Source organism: Corallococcus sp. AB038B, from assembly GCF_003668955.1.
Taxonomy (GTDB): Bacteria; Myxococcota; Myxococcia; order Myxococcales; family Myxococcaceae; genus Corallococcus; species Corallococcus exiguus.
This window is the reverse complement of the sequence record NZ_RAWO01000001.1, coordinates 1,085,434-1,103,855: the sequence shown is the minus strand read 5'-3', so window position 1 is coordinate 1,103,855 and position 18,422 is coordinate 1,085,434. Positions and strand designations below refer to the sequence as shown.

General features: G+C 69.6%; 14 protein-coding genes. 10 read left to right on the top strand and 4 right to left on the bottom strand.

The genetic code is table 11. From position 1 onward, the window contains the following. Positions 1-10: 10 nt before the first annotated feature. From D7Y04_RS04560 to D7Y04_RS04545, 4 genes are all read right to left on the bottom strand, one after another. The gene (locus tag D7Y04_RS04560) at positions 11-1,471 is read right to left on the bottom strand and encodes an O-antigen ligase (protein ID WP_121758440.1); all 1,461 of its coding nucleotides are present in this window, start codon (positions 1,469-1,471) and stop codon (positions 11-13) included. Beyond that, the gene (locus tag D7Y04_RS04555) at positions 1,468-2,607 is read right to left on the bottom strand and encodes a glycosyltransferase family 4 protein (protein WP_121758439.1); all 1,140 of its coding nucleotides are present in this window, start codon (positions 2,605-2,607) and stop codon (positions 1,468-1,470) included. Before D7Y04_RS04555 ends, D7Y04_RS04560 begins: the two co-directional genes overlap by 4 nt. A 217-nt stretch (positions 2,608-2,824) precedes the next feature. After that, on the bottom strand, positions 2,825-4,069 hold the full coding sequence (locus tag D7Y04_RS04550) for a glycosyltransferase (RefSeq protein WP_121758438.1): 1,245 nt from the start codon (positions 4,067-4,069) through the stop codon (positions 2,825-2,827). Then, a complete protein-coding gene (locus tag D7Y04_RS04545; protein WP_121758437.1) occupies positions 4,066-6,258 on the bottom strand; it encodes a polysaccharide biosynthesis tyrosine autokinase in 2,193 nt (730 codons plus the stop codon). The genes D7Y04_RS04550 and D7Y04_RS04545 overlap by 4 nt, the downstream gene beginning before the upstream one ends. A gap of 219 nt (positions 6,259-6,477) precedes the next feature. Between D7Y04_RS04545 and D7Y04_RS04540 the strand changes: the two genes are divergently transcribed. The 10 genes from D7Y04_RS04540 (at position 6,478) to D7Y04_RS04495 (ending at position 18,401) form a co-directional block, all read left to right on the top strand. Continuing rightward, complete coding sequence (locus D7Y04_RS04540) at positions 6,478-7,809, top strand: bifunctional glycosyltransferase/class I SAM-dependent methyltransferase (protein WP_121758436.1); 1,332 nt, start codon at positions 6,478-6,480, stop codon at positions 7,807-7,809. A 7-nt stretch (positions 7,810-7,816) separates the two neighbouring features. Continuing rightward, positions 7,817-9,514, top strand: coding sequence for a hypothetical protein (locus D7Y04_RS04535; RefSeq protein ID WP_370457082.1), 1,698 nt, complete (start codon positions 7,817-7,819; stop codon positions 9,512-9,514). Positions 9,515-9,556: 42 nt separating this feature from the next. After that, positions 9,557-9,895: a cytochrome c gene (locus tag D7Y04_RS04530; protein WP_121758434.1), complete on the top strand. Its 339-nt coding sequence runs from the start codon at positions 9,557-9,559 to the stop codon at positions 9,893-9,895. Positions 9,896-9,954: 59 nt separating this feature from the next. Further along, a complete protein-coding gene (locus D7Y04_RS04525; protein WP_121758433.1) occupies positions 9,955-10,272 on the top strand; it encodes a hypothetical protein in 318 nt (105 codons plus the stop codon). A 189-nt stretch (positions 10,273-10,461) separates the two neighbouring features. Continuing rightward, the gene (locus D7Y04_RS04520) at positions 10,462-11,190 is read left to right on the top strand and encodes a hypothetical protein (protein ID WP_121758432.1); all 729 of its coding nucleotides are present in this window, start codon (positions 10,462-10,464) and stop codon (positions 11,188-11,190) included. A gap of 33 nt (positions 11,191-11,223) precedes the next feature. Further along, positions 11,224-11,679 carry a c-type cytochrome gene (locus D7Y04_RS04515; protein ID WP_121758431.1) on the top strand — a complete coding sequence of 152 codons (456 nt, stop codon included), beginning with the start codon at positions 11,224-11,226 and terminating at the stop codon, positions 11,677-11,679. After that, positions 11,679-15,986, top strand: a complete 4,308-nt coding sequence (locus D7Y04_RS04510) for a DUF4114 domain-containing protein (protein WP_121758430.1) — start codon at positions 11,679-11,681, stop codon at positions 15,984-15,986. Before D7Y04_RS04515 ends, D7Y04_RS04510 begins: the two co-directional genes overlap by 1 nt. Then, positions 15,983-16,510: a prepilin-type N-terminal cleavage/methylation domain-containing protein gene (locus D7Y04_RS04505; RefSeq protein WP_121758429.1), complete on the top strand. Its 528-nt coding sequence runs from the start codon at positions 15,983-15,985 to the stop codon at positions 16,508-16,510. Before D7Y04_RS04510 ends, D7Y04_RS04505 begins: the two co-directional genes overlap by 4 nt. Continuing rightward, positions 16,507-17,718 (top strand): PilW family protein, encoded by a 1,212-nt coding sequence (locus tag D7Y04_RS04500; RefSeq protein ID WP_121758428.1) that lies wholly within the window; start codon positions 16,507-16,509, stop codon positions 17,716-17,718. The genes D7Y04_RS04505 and D7Y04_RS04500 overlap by 4 nt, the downstream gene beginning before the upstream one ends. Further along, positions 17,715-18,401, top strand: a complete 687-nt coding sequence (locus tag D7Y04_RS04495) for a Tfp pilus assembly protein FimT/FimU (protein ID WP_121758427.1) — start codon at positions 17,715-17,717, stop codon at positions 18,399-18,401. The genes D7Y04_RS04500 and D7Y04_RS04495 overlap by 4 nt, the downstream gene beginning before the upstream one ends. The last annotated feature ends 21 nt before the right edge of the window (positions 18,402-18,422 follow it).

Genomic DNA, 18,422 nt, shown 5'->3' with positions numbered 1-18,422 from the left:
GGAGACGAAGTCACCGGCGATGAGGGTGTAGGGCCGCATTCCGGTTCCAGTACGCACTGAAGAAGGCCGCGTTGAGCAGCCAGAACTCCATGCCCATCTGGCTCATGAAGAACTGGTAGCTGAAGGTCTGCGCGAGCGCGCCCAGGTCATACGCGAAGAGCAGGCTGCCCCAGAGCCAGAACTCGCCCACCGAGTCATCGCGGCGCCGCGCCACCTGGAAGCCCCACCCCAACGTCACCAGCAGCGCGAGCGGATAGCAGACAAGCCCCAGCCATCCTCCGTCGTACGCCCACGCCGTCCACTGGATTTCGGCCCACAGCGGAGGACTCTCGCGGTCGAGGTTGTCGCCGAAGTAGGCGTTGGCCATGCCATAGCGGCCCAGGCCCGCGCCCAGGGGGAACTCCGGGAGCACCTGGTCGAAGGTCTCGTCGAGGAAGCGGCCGCGGTTGGATTGATACACCTGCGAGGGGTCGGAGGCCGTGAGCGTGCTCCAGCGCGAGAGCACCGCGTCGCCGCCGACCGCGACGGCCCAGCCGAAGGCCACCACGGCGAAGCCACCCACGACCGCGGCCAATGCCACGAGCCGCACCCACCGGCCGCTCACGGTGAGCACCAGCGCCATGGCCGCCATGCAGACGATCAGCGTCACCGCCGCGACGCGCACCTGCCCCAGGTAGAGACAGATGAGCCCGATGCCGATGCCCGCCGCGCCCAGCACCTTCCGGGACATGCCCTGACGGCTGAGCAGGAACGCGCCGCCCAGCAGCACGGAATAGAAGGCGCCAGTGGCGGCTCCGCCCGGGACGTCCGTCAGCCCCATGGGGCGGAACACGCGCGCGCCGCTCGCGGTCTCGAACTGGAGGCTGCGCACGTAGCCCTCGCCCTGGCTTTCAACCATGGCGGACAGGGCGGGCTGGAAGCGGCCGGGGAAGGTCACCTGCAGGATGCCCAACGAGGCGCTCGCCATGTTGAACAGGAAGAGCAGCAGGACGACGCGTCCGAACATCTTCGCGTCGATGCGCAGGCGGCTCGCCCAGAAGAGCGGCGCGAACACGGAGATCTGGATGCCCAGTTGCGCGGCCGCCGCCAGCGGGGTGTTGGTGCCGGGGTGGAAGAAGTTCAGCGCGGTGAGCCCCGCCGAGGCGAGCAGGAAGGGCATCGCCGGATGCTTGAGGCGCGGCCCCTTCACCAGCACCAGCAGCGCCAGGCTCGTGCCAAACGACAGGATGCGGAACACCACGCGCGCTGGCGCCAGCGCCTCCATCAGCAGCGCGAGCTGGCAGATGAAGAGCAGGACGATGAACGCCACCACCACGTGACCCGAACCGAGCAGCCCCGGAGACGCCGCCGCCGGAGTCGGCGCAGCCTGCGTTGTCGAGGGTTGGGGCGCGCGGCGCACGTAACGCCGATGCAGCACACCGGGCCCCTGGAGCTGGGGGCGCGAAGTGGATGCGGAGCGGGCCTCCTTCACGAAACACGCTCCCGGGCCACGGAGCGCACCGAGTCCTCCAGCGCCGACAAGAAGGCATCCGGCGCGCTCAGCGCCTTCGCGCGAGCGGGGCCGCCACTGCCCAGCTTCCGTCGGGCCGCTTCATCTTCGATGAGTCCGCGCAGCGCCTGGGCCAGGGCCTCCGGCTTCGGAGGCACGAGCACGCCGCAGGACGCATCGACGATCTCCAGCGGTCCACCCAACGCGGTGGTGACCACGGGAAGCCCGGCGTAGAGCGCCTCCACGAACGCCAGGCCAAACGGCTCCGGCCCGGTGTTGGGCTGACAGTGCACCTCCGCCGCGCGCAGCAAGCGAGGCACATCCGAGCGCTGTCCCAGGAACCGCACGCGGTCCCCCAGGCCCAGGGCCAAGGCCTGGGCCTTCAAGCCCGCTTCGTAGGCAATCTCTTCCGGGCGCTGCGCACCACCAGCGAACCACGCCTTCCAGCGAGGCACCTGGCGCAGCCGGCCCAGCGCTTCGAGGAGCAGCCGCTGCCCCTTCCACTCCTGCATGCGGCTGGCATGAACGATGACGACGTCCGCCGCGTCCGCGCCCAGCTCGCCGCGGAGCGACGTGCGCTCGGAAGCCATGAGGCCCGGGCCACCGTCTTGAACGGGAGGATGGAGCACTCGCCACTGCGTGCGCGGATACACGCTCGGAAGCGTGCTCGCGGTGTAGCGGCTGTTGCACAGCGCCAGGTCCGGAGAGGTGACGCGAGCCCACCGCTCCACCCAGTGCGAGCCCGACAGTGCGTCGTGCTGGAAGAAGATCAGCGGGACACCGGCCGTGCGCACCACCGGCCCGAAGATGGCTTGAGGCCACGCCGCGTGACACACCACCGCGTCGAACGCCTCCCGCTGGAGCAGCGCCATCAGCGAGCGTCGAGCCTCCCAGACCCGCCAGGGACGGCTCACCTTCGCCGGTCCCAGCAACGTCAGCGGCGCGCCCGCCGCGCGAAGCTCCTCCGCGATGCGTCCCTCGAAACAGAGCGCGAACGCATGCACCGCGCCGCCCGCCCGGTCCGCGCTCGCGAGCGCCAGCGTGCGCAGCAACGTCTCGACGCCGCCGTAGAGGTTGCCGCTGGAGACATGCAGCACGCGAAGCGGCGAGACACCCACACCATGCGGCTTGCGCGAGATAGAGCTGCCAGCATCCGCGTCATCGACCAGCGCGCCACCTGACGCATGCGTCTCGCGAGACGCCGTGCCGCTAGTCTGTGCGGCACCATCAAGGTCACCACTGGGCTCGCGCGGCACGCGCGAAGAGGAGTCTCCGCCCTCCGCACCAACCCCATGATTGCCACTGGACGCTCGCGACCCGTGCATGCGCGGACCTTCAGCGCCCGCCCGCGACATGCCGGACGGAGGCATCGCTCGTCTCCTCCGCCACCGGCTGCCGTCCGAGCGCCTCCGCGTACAACTCCAGGCTGCGCGACGCCATCACGTCATGGGCGAACTCCGCCCGCGCACGCTCCTGCGCCCCACGCGACAGCCGCTCGCGCAGGCCCGGCTCATCCACCAACCGGCGCGCCGCCGCCGCCAGCGCCCGCGCATCACCGACGGGCACCGTGAGCCCGGTGTGCTCATGCAGGCTCACCCACGCCACACCGGAGTCCGGCACGGCGGTGTTGAGCACGGGCAATCCACTCGCCAGCGCCTCCACCTGCGACAGGCCATACGCCTCGCTGCGCGCGTTGCTCGGGAACCACAGGGCCGTCGCGGCCCGGTACGCGCCCGTCAGCGCTTCCGGCGACAGGTACCCCGCCCACCTCACCCGGTCCTCGATGCCCAGCGCCTTCGCCCGCGCGCGGCCTTCCTGCGCCAGCGGCCCCTCGCCCACGATGACCAGCCGCCCCGGCGCGTGCACCAGCGCCTCCAGCGCCGTGAACAACCCCTTGTAGTAGACGAGCCGCCCCACCATCAGCCACAGCGGCCCGCCCGCCGCCTCCGCCGTCCATCGCGCCTGTGCCGCGCGCGCTTCCGCGGAAGGAGGCCGCAGGTACGACTCCAGCTCGATGCCCAGCGGCAGCACCCGCACCTTCGACTTGAACGTCGACAGCAACGACGAGCCCCGCACGTACGCGTCGCTCGTGGCCAGCAGCCGCGCCGCGCGCGAGTACAGCATCCACTCGAAGGGACGGAACAGCGCGCCCGCGACCTTCTGCCGGATGATGTCACTCTGGTGCGTCACCACCACCGCGGGCAGACGCGGCACCGCGTCCAGCGCCAGCACCATGCTCGGGTTGGGCACGTGCAGGTGCACCACGTCCACGCCCCGCGCCAGCGCGCGCCTGAGCACGAACGGCAGCGAAGGCATCACGTCCATGCGCGCCACCGACGCGAGCCGCCCCAGGCGAATCACGCGCACCGGCCCATCCCACTCTTCACGCGTGGGGCTGCGCCCGTGGAACTCGTGGCTCGTCCCGGTGCCGTCCACCGAGTGGTTCGCGCACAGCACCTCCACCTGCGCGCCCAGCGACGCCTGCGCGCGCGCCAGCGTTCGCAAGTGCGCCTCCATGCCGCCGGAGGCCGGAGGGTAGAACTTCCCCAGGTGCAGCACCCGCAGTCCGGCGCCCCTCACGACGGCGCCACCCCGCCCTTGGGCTCGTCCTGCGTCGGGCCATAGCCCTGGTAGCCCAGGTACGTGTCGCCGTAGCGCGGCTGCCGCAGGTCCACGTCATTGAGGATGGCGCCGAACATCCGCGCCTGCACGTCAGCCAACGAGCGCAGCGCGCGCTTCGCGGCGCTCCGGTCCGTCCGGCCCGCCTTGAGCACCATCACCACGCCGTCCGCCTGCGTGGCCAGCACCGCCGCGTCCACCACTGCGTTGAGCGGCGGGCTGTCCAGGATGATGCGGTCGAACTTCTCCCCCGCGGTGCGCAGCAGTTCCTTGAAGGCACGCGTGTGCAGAAGCTCCGCGGGGTTCGGCGGCAACGGGCCACACGGCAGCACGAAGAGGTTGGGCACCTCCGTGCTCTTCACCGCCTTGTCCAGCGAACCCTCGCCCACCACCAGCGAGCTGATGCCCAGGTCGTTGGGCACGCCGAACGCTCGGTGCAGCCGGGGCCGGCGCATGTCCGTGTCCAGCAGCAGCACGCGGTTGCCGCTCTGGGCCATGGCCACGCCCAGGTTGATGCACGTGGTGGACTTGCCCTCCTGCGGGCCGCTGGACGTCACCACCAGCGTCTTGCAGGGATGATCCGGTGACATGAACAGCAGATTGGTGCGCACCGCACGGCAGCACTCCGCCACCGCCGAGCGCGGCGCCCGGTGCACGTACAGGTCGCGGTCGCCCGGCGCCTTCGTGGCCTCCATGCGCGGCACCACGCCCAGGAACGCCAGGCCCAGCACGTCCTCCACGTCCGCCTGCGACGTGACGCTGTTCTCCAGCATCTCCAGGAACAGCGCCACGCCCAGCCCCAGGAGCAGCCCCATCACCCAGCCGACCATCAGGTTGCGCCGCGTGTGCGGACGCACCGGCACCATCGCCGGCTGCGCGGGGTCCAGCACGCGCACGTTGCTCGTGCGCAGCAAGCCCGACAGCTCGATGTCCTTCAGCCGCTTGAGCACCAGCTCATAGAGCCGCTGGTTGTTGTCCGACTCGCGCTGCAGCCGTCCGTACTCGATGGCCTTCTTGTTCACCTGGAAGGCCTCGGCCTTGGTCTCGTCCAGGAGCTTGTTGAGGTTCTTCTCCTCGCCCTGCGCCTCCGCCAGCTGCGTCTCCGCCGAGCGCACCACGTTGCTCAGGCTCTTGAGCAGGTCCGCACGCACGACGTCCAGCTTGCGGTTGCACTCCAGCAGCTTCGGGTGCTCCGGCAGGTAGCGCTCGGTCAGCTCCGCGCACGCGGCCTTCTGTTCGCCGTAGCGCGATTTGAGATCCTGGATGGGACCGTCCTTCGCGCCAGGCACGGCCTCCGCCCACGTCTCGTCGTTGCCCGCGTCCCTGCGCAGCCGGTGGATGGCGTCCACGCGCGCCTGCTGCGCCGCGATGCGCGTGCGCACCTCGGTGAGCTTCAGGTTGTAGGAGTTGATCCGCTCGCTGACGATGGACAGCCGCGACTCCAGCGACGTGGACAGCATGTCCGCGTCCTTCTTCAGGTCGTAGACGGCCATCTCGCCGGCCTTGGACTGACGGCCCAGCTCGTCCAGGCGCCCCTCCAGCCACGTGCGCGCCTCCTCCGTGGTGCGCAGCTTGAGCGCCAGGTTCTCCGCCATGTACGCGGCGGCCACCTCGTTGGAGAGCAGCGCCGCACGCGCGGGGTCCACGTCCTCCACGCCGATGTTCATCACCCGCGAGTCCTTGCCGGGCACCACCTGGATGCGCGAGCGCAACAACCCCACTGGGTCCGCGTCCTCCAGCGCCTTCGCGCGCTCCGCCGGATCCTGGTTCGCCGGCAGCCCCAGGAAGGAGGCGTCCTTCGCCAGCCCCAGCCGGTCCACCACACGGCTGGCCACCGCGCGCGAGGTGATGATCTCGCTCTGCGTGGCGTAGTACTCCTTGTTGAACCAGTAGTTGCTGCGCTCCTCCCCCATCACCTCCTTCACCTCGCCGTCGAGGATGCGCGGCGCGGTGACGTCGATGATGAGCGAAGTGCTGGCCGCGTAGATGCGCGGCTGCCGCAGCGTCCACGCCGCCGTGAGCGCGGTGACCCCCAACGCCACCCCGAGCATCACCCACCGCCGGCGCCACACGCCCCGCACCCGGTGCATCACGCTCGCGGACGTCGCGCCGGGCGATCCACCGGCCGGGTCCAACACCGTTCCTTCCACGTCGCGTCTCTCCGGAAGTGGCTGCCGCGGGCGGTCTCCACCGGCCCGAATTCGTCCGGACCCGACCTGCACCCACATCGCGCTGGGGGAATAACGCCCGGAGCGTGCAACGGGCGGGGCGGGTTGTCCATCCAACCGACGTCGCCTGGATGCTCCCCATCCATCCGCGCCGGTCCGCGAACGCGCACCCCGGAGGGTCCTGTGGTAGTGAGCGGCGCAATGGCTCCTGCGCTTTCCGTCGTCCTGCCCTTCAACCCCGCCACCGCCGCCGCCGCCGCCCGGTTCGCCCACGCGCTGGCCGGCCAGGCCCAGGTCGTGCTCGCGGGTGAAGGGCCGGTGGACGTCACGCCCGGCCCCAACGTCCACGTCCTCGAGGCCCAGGGCGGCAAGGGAGCGGCCATCCGCGCCGCGCTGCCCCACGTCACCGGCGCCCACACGGTGCTCCAGGATCCGGACGCCGCCTACTCGCCCGACACCTACGACGCCCTGGTGCAGCCCCTGCGTGACGACACCGCGGACGGCGTCTTCGGCCGGCGCCCCGGCATGTCGCCGGAGATGGTGGCCGAGCGCGCGCTGGGCGGCATCACCCGCTTCGTCACCGACGTGGCGCTGACGGATCCGCTCACCGGCCTGCGCGCCTTCCGCACGGAGGCGCTGCGCTCCATCCAGCTCACCAGCGACGACGACGCGGTGGACGCGGAGCTGGTGGTGAAGCTGGCCGCGCAGCTCTTCCGACTCACGGAAGTGTCCCTGCCGCCGCTGCAGGCCGTGCCGCGCCGCTCGGCCTCCGCGCACCTGGCCCGCCTGCGCACGCTGGTGCGCTACGCCACCGTGCGCGACGACGCGGACAACCAGCACGAGGGCTACTCCACCCTGGAGCGCATGGACGGCGCCACCCACTACAACCAGTGGCTGGGCCGCCGCTTCCGCGAGCACATGGGCCGGCGCGTGCTGGAGATTGGCGCCGGCATCGGCACCATCACCCGCGAGCTGGAGGCCGGCGCGGAGCACCTGGTCGCGCTGGAGGTGGAGCGCTTCTACGTGGACCGCCTGAAGAACCTCTTCCGCGGCAAGCCCCACGTGCGCCCCTACCTGTCCGACGTGGCGCTCGCGGACTGGGAGTCGCTGAAGGCGGAGAACCTGGACACCATCGTGCTGTCCAACGTGCTGGAGCACATCCCGGACGACGCGTCCGCGGTGCGCCGCTTCCGTCAGATTCTCCAGCCGGACGGCCGCGTGCTCATCCTCGTGCCGGCGCTGCCGCAGCTGTTCGGCGCCATCGACGAGGCCGTGGGCCACTACCGCCGCTACACGCCGGAGACCCTGCGCGCGGTGCTGCAGGAGAACGGCTTCCGCGTGGACACGCTGGAGTGGATGAACCTCGTCGGCCTGCCGGGCTGGTTCGTCAACAGCCGCCTCCTGCGCCGCCGCGCGGTGCCCAAGCTCCAGCTCAAGCTCTACGACGCGCTGGCGCCCCTGCTCGCCCAGGCCGAGCAACAGGTACGGCTGCCCGTGGGCATGAGCCTGTTCGCCGTCGCTCGCGCCGTCTGATGCCCGCGTGAGCGCCGACCCCCACCCCACCTCTCCGCCGCCCCCCGACGCGGCCCCGGCGTCTCCCACCGAGGCGCCCGCGCCCCGCGCCGAGGGACTGCCCAGAGCAGTGTGGGCCACGGTCGCTGCGCTCTACGTGGTCCTCTTCCCGTACCACCCGGGCCTGCGCTCGCCCAACGAGCTGTGCCGCCTGTGGCAGACGCGCGCCCTGGTGGAGGACGGGACGCTGGAGATCAACCGCGCCCTGCGCGACTACGGCCCGGTGGGCGACCTGTCCGTGATGGACGGGCGCTACTACCCGTCCAAGGCGCCGCTGCTGTCCTTCGCCGCGGTGCCCGTGTACGCGGGCCTGAGGGTGCTCGGCGGCAGCCACCGCTACGCCGTGCCAGAGGTGCCGCTCGTCTTCTTCAGCCGCCTCTTCCTCACGGTGCTGCCCACGCTGGGACTGCTGTGGCTGGTCCGCCGCTTCCTGCGCGCGTTCCTGTCGCCCGTCGTCGCGGACGGCATCACGGTGACGTACGCGCTGGGCTCGCTCGCGTTCAGCTACTCGCTGCTCTTCATGAGCCACCAGACGACGGCGGTGCTGCTCTTCGCGGGCTTCTACGCGCTCTGGAAGCTGTCGCGCGGCGAGTGGCGCGAGCGTGGCTACATCGTGGCCGGCGCGTGCGCGGGCGCCACCGTCGCCGCCGAGTACACCGGCGCGCTCGGTGTGCTGGGCCTCATCCTCTATGCAGTCCTCACCGTGCTGGGCACGCCGGAGCCGTGGGCCGCGCGGCTGAAGAAGCTGGGCCGGGCCACGGGGCTCGCCGTGCTGGGCGCGCTGCCCTTCATCGTGGCGCTGGGGCTCTACCACCAGGCCACCTTCGGGCACCCGCTGGAGACCGGCTACAAGCACCTCAACGACGCGGCCTACCAGCCGTGGCACCTGGGCGGCTTCCTGGGCATCCGCACGCCGGATCCGCGCGCCTTCGCGCTGTCGTTCTTCTCCCCGCTCCGGGGCCTCTTCACCCTGTCGCCGTTCCTGCTGCTCGCGCTGCCCGGGCTCGTGCTGCTCAAGCGCCTGGGCCGGACCTCCGCGGAGGCGCGCGCCCTCTTCTGGATGTCCGCGGCCACGCTCGCCGGCTACACGTACTTCACCTCGTCGTTCACCTACGACTCGTGGGGCTGGACGACAGGCCCCCGGCACCTCACGGGGCTGGTGCCCTTCCTGCTGCTACCCGCGGGTCTGGTGCTGGAGCGGCTGCGCGGCGCCGGCAGGCCGGTGCTGTCCGGCATCACGGCCATGCTGTGCGCGGCGTCCGTGCTCGTCACGGGCCTGGCCACCTTCGTCAACTACATCCCCGACGACGTCTCCACCCCCGTGCTCGCGCTGGCCCGGCCGCTCATGCTGGACGGCTACCACCCGCCCAACCTGCTCGCCTGGCTGGGCCTGCCCACGTCCCTGGCCGGCGCGTTGCTGTTCGCGGCGCTATTCACCGTGGCGGCGTCCGTCTTCGGGGCGCTGGTCCGGGACGCGGCTAGACGCGCGCCTCCGCCAGCGGCCTGGGTGGCGGGGCTCGCCACACTGGCGGTGCTCGCGAGCACGCAGGCGGTGTTCACCCGGAACGACCGGGCGGATCAGAACGCGGTCCGCTTCCTGGAGTCCGTCTGGCTCCAGCCCCCCGGCCGCCCCACCGCGCCCTTCTGGCCCCAAGCCGGCTCCTGAGCGCGTGGCTATACTGGCGTCCCCCTCCCTCGGAGACCGTGCATGACCTCGCGGTGGTGCCTGCTGTCCACCCTCCTGCTGCTGTGCGCCCCGGCCCTCGCCCACGCCGAGGACGCCGCCGCCCTCTGGGACAAGAGCTGCAAGAACTGCCATGGCCCGGACGGCCGCGCCCAGACGCGCATGGGCCAGAAGGAGTCCATCCCCGACATGAGCCGGGCCTCCTGGCAGAAGAGGGAGTCGGACGCCGAGCTGCGCAAGGTCATCGCCAACGGCTCGTCCCACAACCCCAAGATGAAGGCCTACAAGGACCGGCTCACCCCGGAGCAGATGGACGCCCTGGTGGGATACATCCGCACCTTCAAGGCCAAGGCGAAGGAATAGCGCTCGTGAATAACCCTTCGCGTCCGGGCGTCGTGGGGATTGGGAGAATTGGAGCCACCATGAAGACCCTCACCGTCGCCATCGTGTTCTGCCTGTCCATGGTCAGCCTCTTCACGTCGGTGCGCGCCGACGCCAATGCCTTCCCCCGCCTGGAGCCGGGCATCTCCCAGCCGGTCGCGCTGATGCCCAAGGGCGGAGACGGCAAGGGCGGTGGCAAGGGCGGCAGCGACGGCGGCAAGGGCGGCGAGGAGGATGAAGAGGAGTACCGCCGGCAGACCCGCGCCCTCTCCCAGAAGGCCGCCCTGGAGCTGGTGGATCCCGGCGTCCTGGACGACATGCTCCGCCTGCGCGCCGCCGTTCGCGGCGGCCACCGCTGACGCCGGGCTACCTCGCAAGAATGAGGGGGCTCGCAAAGTTTGCGCAGCCCCCTGACGTCACACGGCACCCCCCCGCATCGCGGACATCCCTTATTCCGGCGGGTTGAGTGCCGGAATTCCCGGCACGAGGCTTGCTGTTCAGAGGCTCCAAGTCGTACCTCCCCCAGGGGTACGTGAAGGAGCCCCCCGATGGTGCGTCGCCCACCCCCCCGCCGTCAGTCCCGTGGCTTCACGCTCCTGCTCGCGCTGGGCGTGGTCGCGGTCGTGACGATGGCGGTCCTGCTCAGTCTCAACGTGGTGGGCCGCGAGGCCGACACCCAGGCGGACTCCCGCCGCCAGAAGCAGGCGTTCTTCGCCGCCGAGGCGGGCCTCGCGGAAGGCCGCGAAGCGGTCCGGTTGCTCATGGACAAGGTCGGCCCCAACACCCTCGTGTTCCAGGACGAGTTGGGCGCGGCGGTGACCGACCCCGGCCTGGGCTCCGCAGCAGACCCCTGGTACGACATCCTGCCGACCCCAGGGGCGCCCAGCACCGACCGCTGGAACCTCTACCAGCTGACGACCTCGCAGCTGGAGGCCGAGGAGAAGCGCGCCGGTCCCCTCGCGGAAACGCCGAACCAAGTCTACACGAGCGACTACCCGGAGCAGACGCGGGTCCGCTACCGCGTTTTCGTGCACAACGACAAGGATGGCGCGGTCCCGGGCGCGGACTCCAACCACCAGGTGTGGCTCGTGTCGGTGGGCGAGGTCCTCAGCCCCAACGGCCGCCCCACCCGCGCCGTGGTCCAGACTCTCGTCGTCCATAGCCAGCCCACGACTGAGTTCACCGCGGGCTGCCCCGCCCGTGGCTGCACTGGCGGAATGACCTTCGAATCCAAGGGCATCAACGCGCCCGTCTTCGGGTCCCGGACCACCTACTAGCCCTTCCTCCTTCCTTAGCCTCTGCGAGTCCCCATGAAACGATTGCACCTGCTGTTCCTCCTGCTGGCTCCCGGCATCGCCAGTGCGCAGGCGAGCGGCGAAACCGCTTTCAAACGGGCGTGCGTGCGCTGTCACGTGGCGCAGGCGCCCTCCGTCCAGGCCAAGAAGCAGAGCAGGGGTCTGACGCGGTCCTATCCCGGCGCGGGCCCCAACCTGGGCGAAGTGATGAGTCGGCGCTCCGTGGATCAGGTGCGCACGTGGATCGACAACCCGACGAAGGTGAATCGCAAGACGGGCTGTGACACGCGGCGGCTGGCGGACTCCGAGAAGAACGCCCTCATCCAATTCCTGGCCACCCGGGCCCAACCGCCGCCCCCGCCCCGGGACGAGATGCTGGAGCAGGAGAAGCGCAAGGGGCTGGCCCGACAGAGTGAGCAGCGCCAGTCGCAGCCCGGGCAGCAGAACCCGCAGCAGAAGGGAAGCAAGTGATGCGCGCGATGATTCGCACCCTGGGCACCCTGGCCCTTCTGACAGCCTCCACGGCCGGCGCCGCGGAGCCCGCGAAGCTCTGCAACAACGCGTTGGACCAGGACCGCCAGCCTGAGTTCAGCACGACGTCGTTGGAGATGACCAATCCAACGATGAAGATCACGGACAACAAGGAGCTTCAGCTCAACACCGCGCTGAAGGTCTTCGACCCGGAGGACATCCGCCTCCCGTTCGACCAGAACATCAGCGTCAGCTACGTGTTCGAGTCCGCCGGCGCGTCACACACGCTCGGCTACATGTACATGGACGAGCTGCTGGACCGCCAGTACGTCGACGCCAGCGGCAACCTGCTCGACAAGAACGGCAACGGCATCCTCGACCTGCACGAGGACATCTACAACCTCTCGCCGAGCTCCGGCACCACGTCACGCCCCTACGTGGGCGGCTCGCGCCGCTGCTCGGCCGCCGCTGCCCAGCTGACGCTCGCGGACGGGACGAAGTTCAGCATGCCGGACCTGGCGTCGAGTGCGAACTGCACCGTCAACTCCCCCGCCAATGGCACCGGCAGCTGGTACAGCAACATCCAGCTACCCGACATGCGTCCCCCGGGCGACGACTCCAAGATCTGGACCGCTCTGGTCGGTACCATTCCGGGCGCGGACGTCACCGAAAGTTCGGATGCCTATTCCGACAAAGGGCTCTACAAGCACGTCCCCAACCTGCTCGAGCCCAAGCACCCCAGCAACAACGACCAGGGCATGGGCCGCATCGTGTTCCTCTCCGGCGACGACGACAGCGACGAGAGTAACTGGCGCAACCTCGCACCGGTGAAGGACAAGGATAACCTGGGTGAAGGCGTCCCGGACTACGACGTCTCCGCGTACACGGCGGAAGGCATCAAGCGGAGCGTCAACCCGGATGAGGGCATCAGCCCCAGCGACCGGACGGTGGACCTGGGCCCCGTCCAGGGCAACCGGGAGATCATCTTCTTCCTCATCGTCTATTACGACTCGCCGCACAGCACCACCAACGGCACGGTGTACCCGTGCATGAAGATGGACGCTGCGGGCAAGTGCCTGCTGCACCTGAGGACGCCCATCTCCGTGTTCTTCTCCAAGTCCGCCTGGAACATGGACCAGAACATGAGGGGCGGGTCGGTGGTGGCCGCGCGCAATATCGGCTGCGGCTACGTCGAAGGCGCGGGATGCGTGCCGGAGGATCCGGCCAATTCTCCCGGCTCCTGCACGGTGAAGGATTCGACGGAAAAGCTCTGCGGCTGGCTGGACGGCCCGACCCCCCAAGACCCCGAGGGCAACACGCTCTACCGCCTCGAGCATGATCCGCTCTACGGCAACCTCAAGATGCCCATGGAGAAGGTGGTCGTCCCCCGCCCGCCGGGTAACCGCAACGCCATGCCCCACGTCATCGTGGGCGCCCCCAGCACGGACCCCTTCCGGTGGATCCTCGGCTTCGAGGACCTCAACGGCGGCGGTGACCGCGACTTCAATGACATCGTGTTCGTCATCAACAAGGAGAACGGCGGCAACACCCGTTCGGCCAGCGTCTCCGGTGACATCACGCCCGACATCGCCGAGGACTTCACCATCACCAAGGTGCGCTTTACGCGCCAGGACGACATCGCGCCCGCGCCGCGCACGTGCACCAACGGCCCGCCCTGCTGGTCCGAGGAGCAAGAGGGCGAGAACGCCTGCTCGCCGCCCGGAGGCCCCGAGGCCACCATCCGCTACTCCATCGCGGTGGATTGCAACATCTGCGCGAATGGCACCTGCACGCGCAACCAGTTCCCCACCTGGGTTCCGGTGGACTTCCCTGAAACTTCGCCACCCACCCAGACGGTGGAGCTGGACCTGCTGTCGCTGGGCGTGACCGGTTCGCAGCTGTGCTGGAAGGTCGACGTCAGCAGCCCCAACGAGCGCTGCCATCCCATCATCGACAACATCAACGTGGGCTTCCAGGCCGTGCGCTCCGGCAGCTTCGCCCGCGCCTCGCCCTCCGCCATCGGCAACGCGCTCGTCTGGGGCGTGAACGAGACGCCGGGCAGCAACTGGGGCCAGAACTGGCCGGGGACCGGTCTGCCGGCGGCGGCGACCCGCGCCTATGACGCTCGCAAGGACTACACCCTGCGGGGACGGCTCTACTTCAAGTCGCTCTACGACCCGGAGACCCCGCTGGTCACCACCTCCACCCAGCACTGGGAGGCGGGCCGGGTGATGGCGGATGCGTTCCGCGGCAGCACGGATCCATTGACCCGCAAGCTCTACACCGTGACGTCCAGCACCAACTTCGCCCGCAAGGACGTCAGCACCTTCAAGGATGGCGCGAACAGCCCGCTCTTCCCGGACGAGCTATGCGACGTGCCAAAGCTTGGCAACGTCATCCCGTGGAACCTCAACGGCGACAACAAGTGCGGCACGCCAACGGCGGACAATGACTCAGGCCACAAGGTCTCTGCGGACAAGAGCGACCGGGCCTTCCTCGTGAACTGGCTCTACGGCTGGGAGGACAGCCAGGACCCCGCTCCCAACAACGTGAAGAAGCCCTGGGCCCTGGGCGGCATCAACCTGTCCACCGTGGCCCTGGCGATTCCGCCCTACAAGGACACCTGGTACCAGAACGCCCCGGCCAGCGAGCAGGAGAAGTTCAAGACCCACTTCATTGATGCCCTGAAGAACCGCGAGACCGTGGCCTACGTGGGCACCATGACCGGCATGCTGCACGCCTTCAAGAGCGGGGCCTACCGCACCAGCACCCAGGACACCTGCGTGGGCGAGTCGCAGTATCGCGGCTACTTCGAGCCCGTCTCCGGAGCCTGCGCCAACCCGGCCGTGCGTAACTACGGCACGGGCGATGAGCTGTTCGCCTACCTGCCCTACGGCCTGCTGGGGCGCTACCGCAACCAGTATGCGGTCTTCCAGGGTTCAGGCACACTGGCCCGGCCCAGCATGGACGCCTCGCCCAGCATCGCCAACGTGGACTTCGGCAACCTGTCACCGGCCAAGCCCGCCTGGACCCCGTCGTCCGCGGATACCAAGAAGGGCGCCAAGACCGTGCTCGTGTCCGCCTCCGGCAAGACGAGTCCCCTGGTCTTCGCCATGGACATCACCTCCCCGGACAAGGTGGGGACCGCCCAGTATCCGATTCCCATGTGGGAGTTCGACATGCTGAACACGCAGGTCACCGCCACGGCCAACAACCGCACCGTCACCGACGCATTCACGACCGCGAGGAACTCGAACGCGAGCGTGAACCTCCCGGACACCAAGGGGTCGCGCTTCGCTCCGACAGTGGTCCGCGCCATGTGGGGTTCGAACGCCGCCAATGCGCAGTGGATCGCCGCCGTCGGCACGGACTACGAGCCCGGCCCGGACTACGCGGGCACGCTCTACCTCATCGACATGAAGACGGGCCTGCCCCTGGCGAGCGGCTCGGAGAAGTTCGCGGGTGTCATCACGCTGGACAAGGGCGCGGGCATCGGCGCGGAGTCCGCCATGGTGGACCTGGACAAGGACGGCACCTTCGACGTCATCTACGTGCCGACCACCGCGGGCCACGTCTACCGCATCAACCTGACGAAGCTGACCCCCGGCCAGCCGCTTGGCAACGCCGTCCAGAAGTGCCTGGTGGCGGACGCGCCGACCTCGCTGGACAAGACGGCCTACAACCCCGCCGGCGCGGACCACCAGGACCAGAAGTTCCAGCAGATCTTCTCGAACCTGGCGGTGACCAGCACCAACACCCCGTCCGGCCCCGTCGTCCGCTTCTTCTTCGGTACCAGTGACAACCCGGACCTGTACTCGGATGGCCCGCCGGACAAGGACAACTCGTACCACTACTTCCTGTTGGGCTTCGAGGACACGGATCCGTGGGGCGCGAGCGGCTGCAAGCCGACGCTGGAGCCCATGTGGGCCGACCGCCTGGATGCCGGTCAGACGGTGTGGGGTGGCGTGACCCTCACCGCCGACAAGGTCTTCGCCACCACGGCCGTGGGTAAGGCCGCGGACGTCTGCAACCTGAGCGAGACCAAGAACGGCAAGTTCTACTCAACCAGCCAGCTGAACCAGACGGGCGTGCCGCACGCCGCGACGGGCCAGGACCTGGGCGGGCACGGCATCTCCGCGCCCATCATCCACGACGAGCACATCATCGCCATCGACGCCCTGGGCAACGCGGTGGGCATGGGAGCGGATGGCGCGCGGTGGAACAACAAGACGGGCGGCTCGGGCAATGGCAGCTCGCGCGCGCTGCTGTGGGAGAAGATGCCGGATGGGAAGCTGCCCAAGCCATGAGACGCATTGACACGCGACGACAGGCGAAGGGCGTCACCCTGCTGGAGGTCATGGCCACGATGGCTGTCATGCTCGTCGGCATCGCGGCGGCCATGACCGTGGTGAGCCAGACGTCCAACAGCAACCGCCGGACGCTGACGGCCAACCAGGCCGAGCTCATCGCCGAGCGGACGCTGGAGAACATCCGCGCGCAGGGGTGTACCGTCGCCCCTCCGTGCGGCAATCTGGTGGGGTTGGACAAGTCCCGGGAAATCTTCTACCAGACGGCGGGAGGCGAGCTGCTCACGGTGAAGCCCGCTGGGCTCATCGCCCGCCAGTACGAGGTCGCGTTGGATCTGGACGGCACGCCGCTGGTGGGCTCCTTCGAGAACGCCACCACGGGCCTGGGAGTGCCGGCCGTGACGCGCAACCTGGTGGATGGCAAGCCGGGCAACGTCGTCAACGTGCGCGTCTCCGTCTCCTGGGAGGAGCCGGGGCGTTCGGGACGTCAGGTGTACGTGCTTCAGACTCGGATGGCGCCATGAAGAGACGGTTTCAGTCGAGCGCGGGCTTCACGCTGCTGGAGGTGATGGTCGCCGCGGCGCTGGGGGTCATCGTGCTGACGACGGGGCTCGCGGTGGGCACGCAGTTGCAGAAGCGTGCCCTCTTCGAGGAGCAGACGATGATGGCGCAGACGACCGGCCGCGCGCTGCAGGAGCGGCTGAGCGCGGACATCTCCCGCGCCGGCAACGGCATGGGCAACACGCCCATCAGCTTCTCGGACACCGACCAGCGCTTCGCGGTGCAGGTCTATTCGGATCCAGGCACGGACACCTACTTCCAGACCGACTATGTGGCCCCGCCCACAGGGTCTCCCACATCGAACGCGCTGCGGCTCTACTGGGGCCGCACCCGCGACCTGGTCTTCCTGGACACCTGCGCGGGCGGCGGCACGGTCGTGCGCAACGGCGCCAACGAGTTCTGTCTGGCGGCGGACTCCTCCGCCGGGATGAAGCCAGCCGCCGGCCAGCCGGCGACGCTGGCGGTGGCGGTGAACGGCGACCAGGGAGAGAACGTCTCAGGCAACACCATCCTGCCGGTGTCCTGCCTGCTGCGGGTGACCAACGTGCAGCCGGATGCCACCGTCAAGAAGCTCACCGCCACGGTGGGCCCCGATACGGGAACGCTGACGAACCTGTGCACCAACAGCGTCGACCCCCGCTGGCAGCTGTCGAACTGGATTGTCATGGCGCTGGAAGGTGTGGCCTACCGGGTGAACTGGACGGGGGGCTTCCCGACGCTGGAGGCCCTGCCCCACGGCGCCACCACGTGGCAGGTGGTGAGCCGGGACGTGGAGCAGATGAGGGTCCGCGAGGCCGTCGCCGACCTGACCACGCCCAGCAACGCCTATCGCTGGTTCCCGGATGCGAGCGCGGGCCGGGGCCCGCTCGACGCGTGCACGACCGCCTCCTGCACCGTCGACAACCGCGCTGGAGAAGCCCCTCCCTCCGTGGCGGACGCCAACGAGGCCCTGCGCATGCGGCTGCGCAACCGGGTGCGCGAGCTGGAGATCACGCTCGTCGTGCGGACCCGCCGCCTGGACACCGAGGCGGTGGCGCCCGGCAATGATGAGAACGGCCACCGCCGGGACGGCTACAAGCGCCGGACCATCACCTTCCGGGTGGCACCCCGTGGCCTTGGGATGACCGGACTCCAGGTCCTGGAGCCCGTACCGTCAGGATCAGGAACATGAAGCACGCTCGTGGCATGACCTTGCTGGAAGTCCTGGTGGCGGTGGCGATCGTCGGCGTCTTCACCTCAATGGCCGTGGCGAACTATTCAAGCCGCCTGAGCGGCCAGCGGGAGAACGTCGCGACGCGGGAGCTGTGGTCCTCCGCGCTGCGCGCCCGTCAGCGCGCCATCTCCACGAACCAGCCCGTGCGCTTCGTCGTAGAGACGAACATCACCCAGCCCAACGGGAATCCCGCGACGGTGGCCCGGTGGGAGCGGCTGGCCTGCGATGACGACGCCACGGGGGGCTGGAGCAACGACTCCTGCCCCAGCTCGGCCTGCACGGGCGGCTCCGTCACCTGCCGTACGAACGCCGCCTGCTGCAGCGAGACAGGCCCGGACATCGTCATCCCTTCGAGCATGAACGCGACGGCCATCAACGGGCTGTGCTTCCTGCCGGGCTCGGCGCGTCCCGTGATGGACCGGACCTGCATGCGCGACAAGCTGGATGACACCGCGGCCCAGGCCCTGGCCACGCCCACGGACAAGTCCATCCGCTTCACGTTCACGTCGAGCCGGGCCGCCAGCATGCTCATGGTGGAGCCCCTGACGGGCCTCGCCACCGTGCTGGACTGTGACTCCGTCGCTGCGACCGCGACCAGCGTGAACAAGGATCCACGCTCCGTAGCGGCCTGCGCGCCGTGATGCCCTCGGGGGCCGGGAGCG

What these genes read in the sequence shown, in the direction of transcription:
- D7Y04_RS04540 (WP_121758436.1), top strand. Translation starts at nt 6,478, where the DNA reads ATGGCTCCTGCGCTTTCCGTCGTCCTGCCCTTCAACCCCGCCACCGCC.
- D7Y04_RS04530 (WP_121758434.1), top strand. Translation starts at nt 9,557, where the DNA reads ATGACCTCGCGGTGGTGCCTGCTGTCCACCCTCCTGCTGCTGTGCGCC.
- D7Y04_RS04525 (WP_121758433.1), top strand. Translation starts at nt 9,955, where the DNA reads ATGAAGACCCTCACCGTCGCCATCGTGTTCTGCCTGTCCATGGTCAGC.
- D7Y04_RS04520 (WP_121758432.1), top strand. Translation starts at nt 10,462, where the DNA reads ATGGTGCGTCGCCCACCCCCCCGCCGTCAGTCCCGTGGCTTCACGCTC.
- D7Y04_RS04515 (WP_121758431.1), top strand. Translation starts at nt 11,224, where the DNA reads ATGAAACGATTGCACCTGCTGTTCCTCCTGCTGGCTCCCGGCATCGCC.
- D7Y04_RS04510 (WP_121758430.1), top strand. Translation starts at nt 11,679, where the DNA reads ATGCGCGCGATGATTCGCACCCTGGGCACCCTGGCCCTTCTGACAGCC.
- D7Y04_RS04505 (WP_121758429.1), top strand. Translation starts at nt 15,983, where the DNA reads ATGAGACGCATTGACACGCGACGACAGGCGAAGGGCGTCACCCTGCTG.
- D7Y04_RS04500 (WP_121758428.1), top strand. Translation starts at nt 16,507, where the DNA reads ATGAAGAGACGGTTTCAGTCGAGCGCGGGCTTCACGCTGCTGGAGGTG.
- D7Y04_RS04495 (WP_121758427.1), top strand. Translation starts at nt 17,715, where the DNA reads ATGAAGCACGCTCGTGGCATGACCTTGCTGGAAGTCCTGGTGGCGGTG.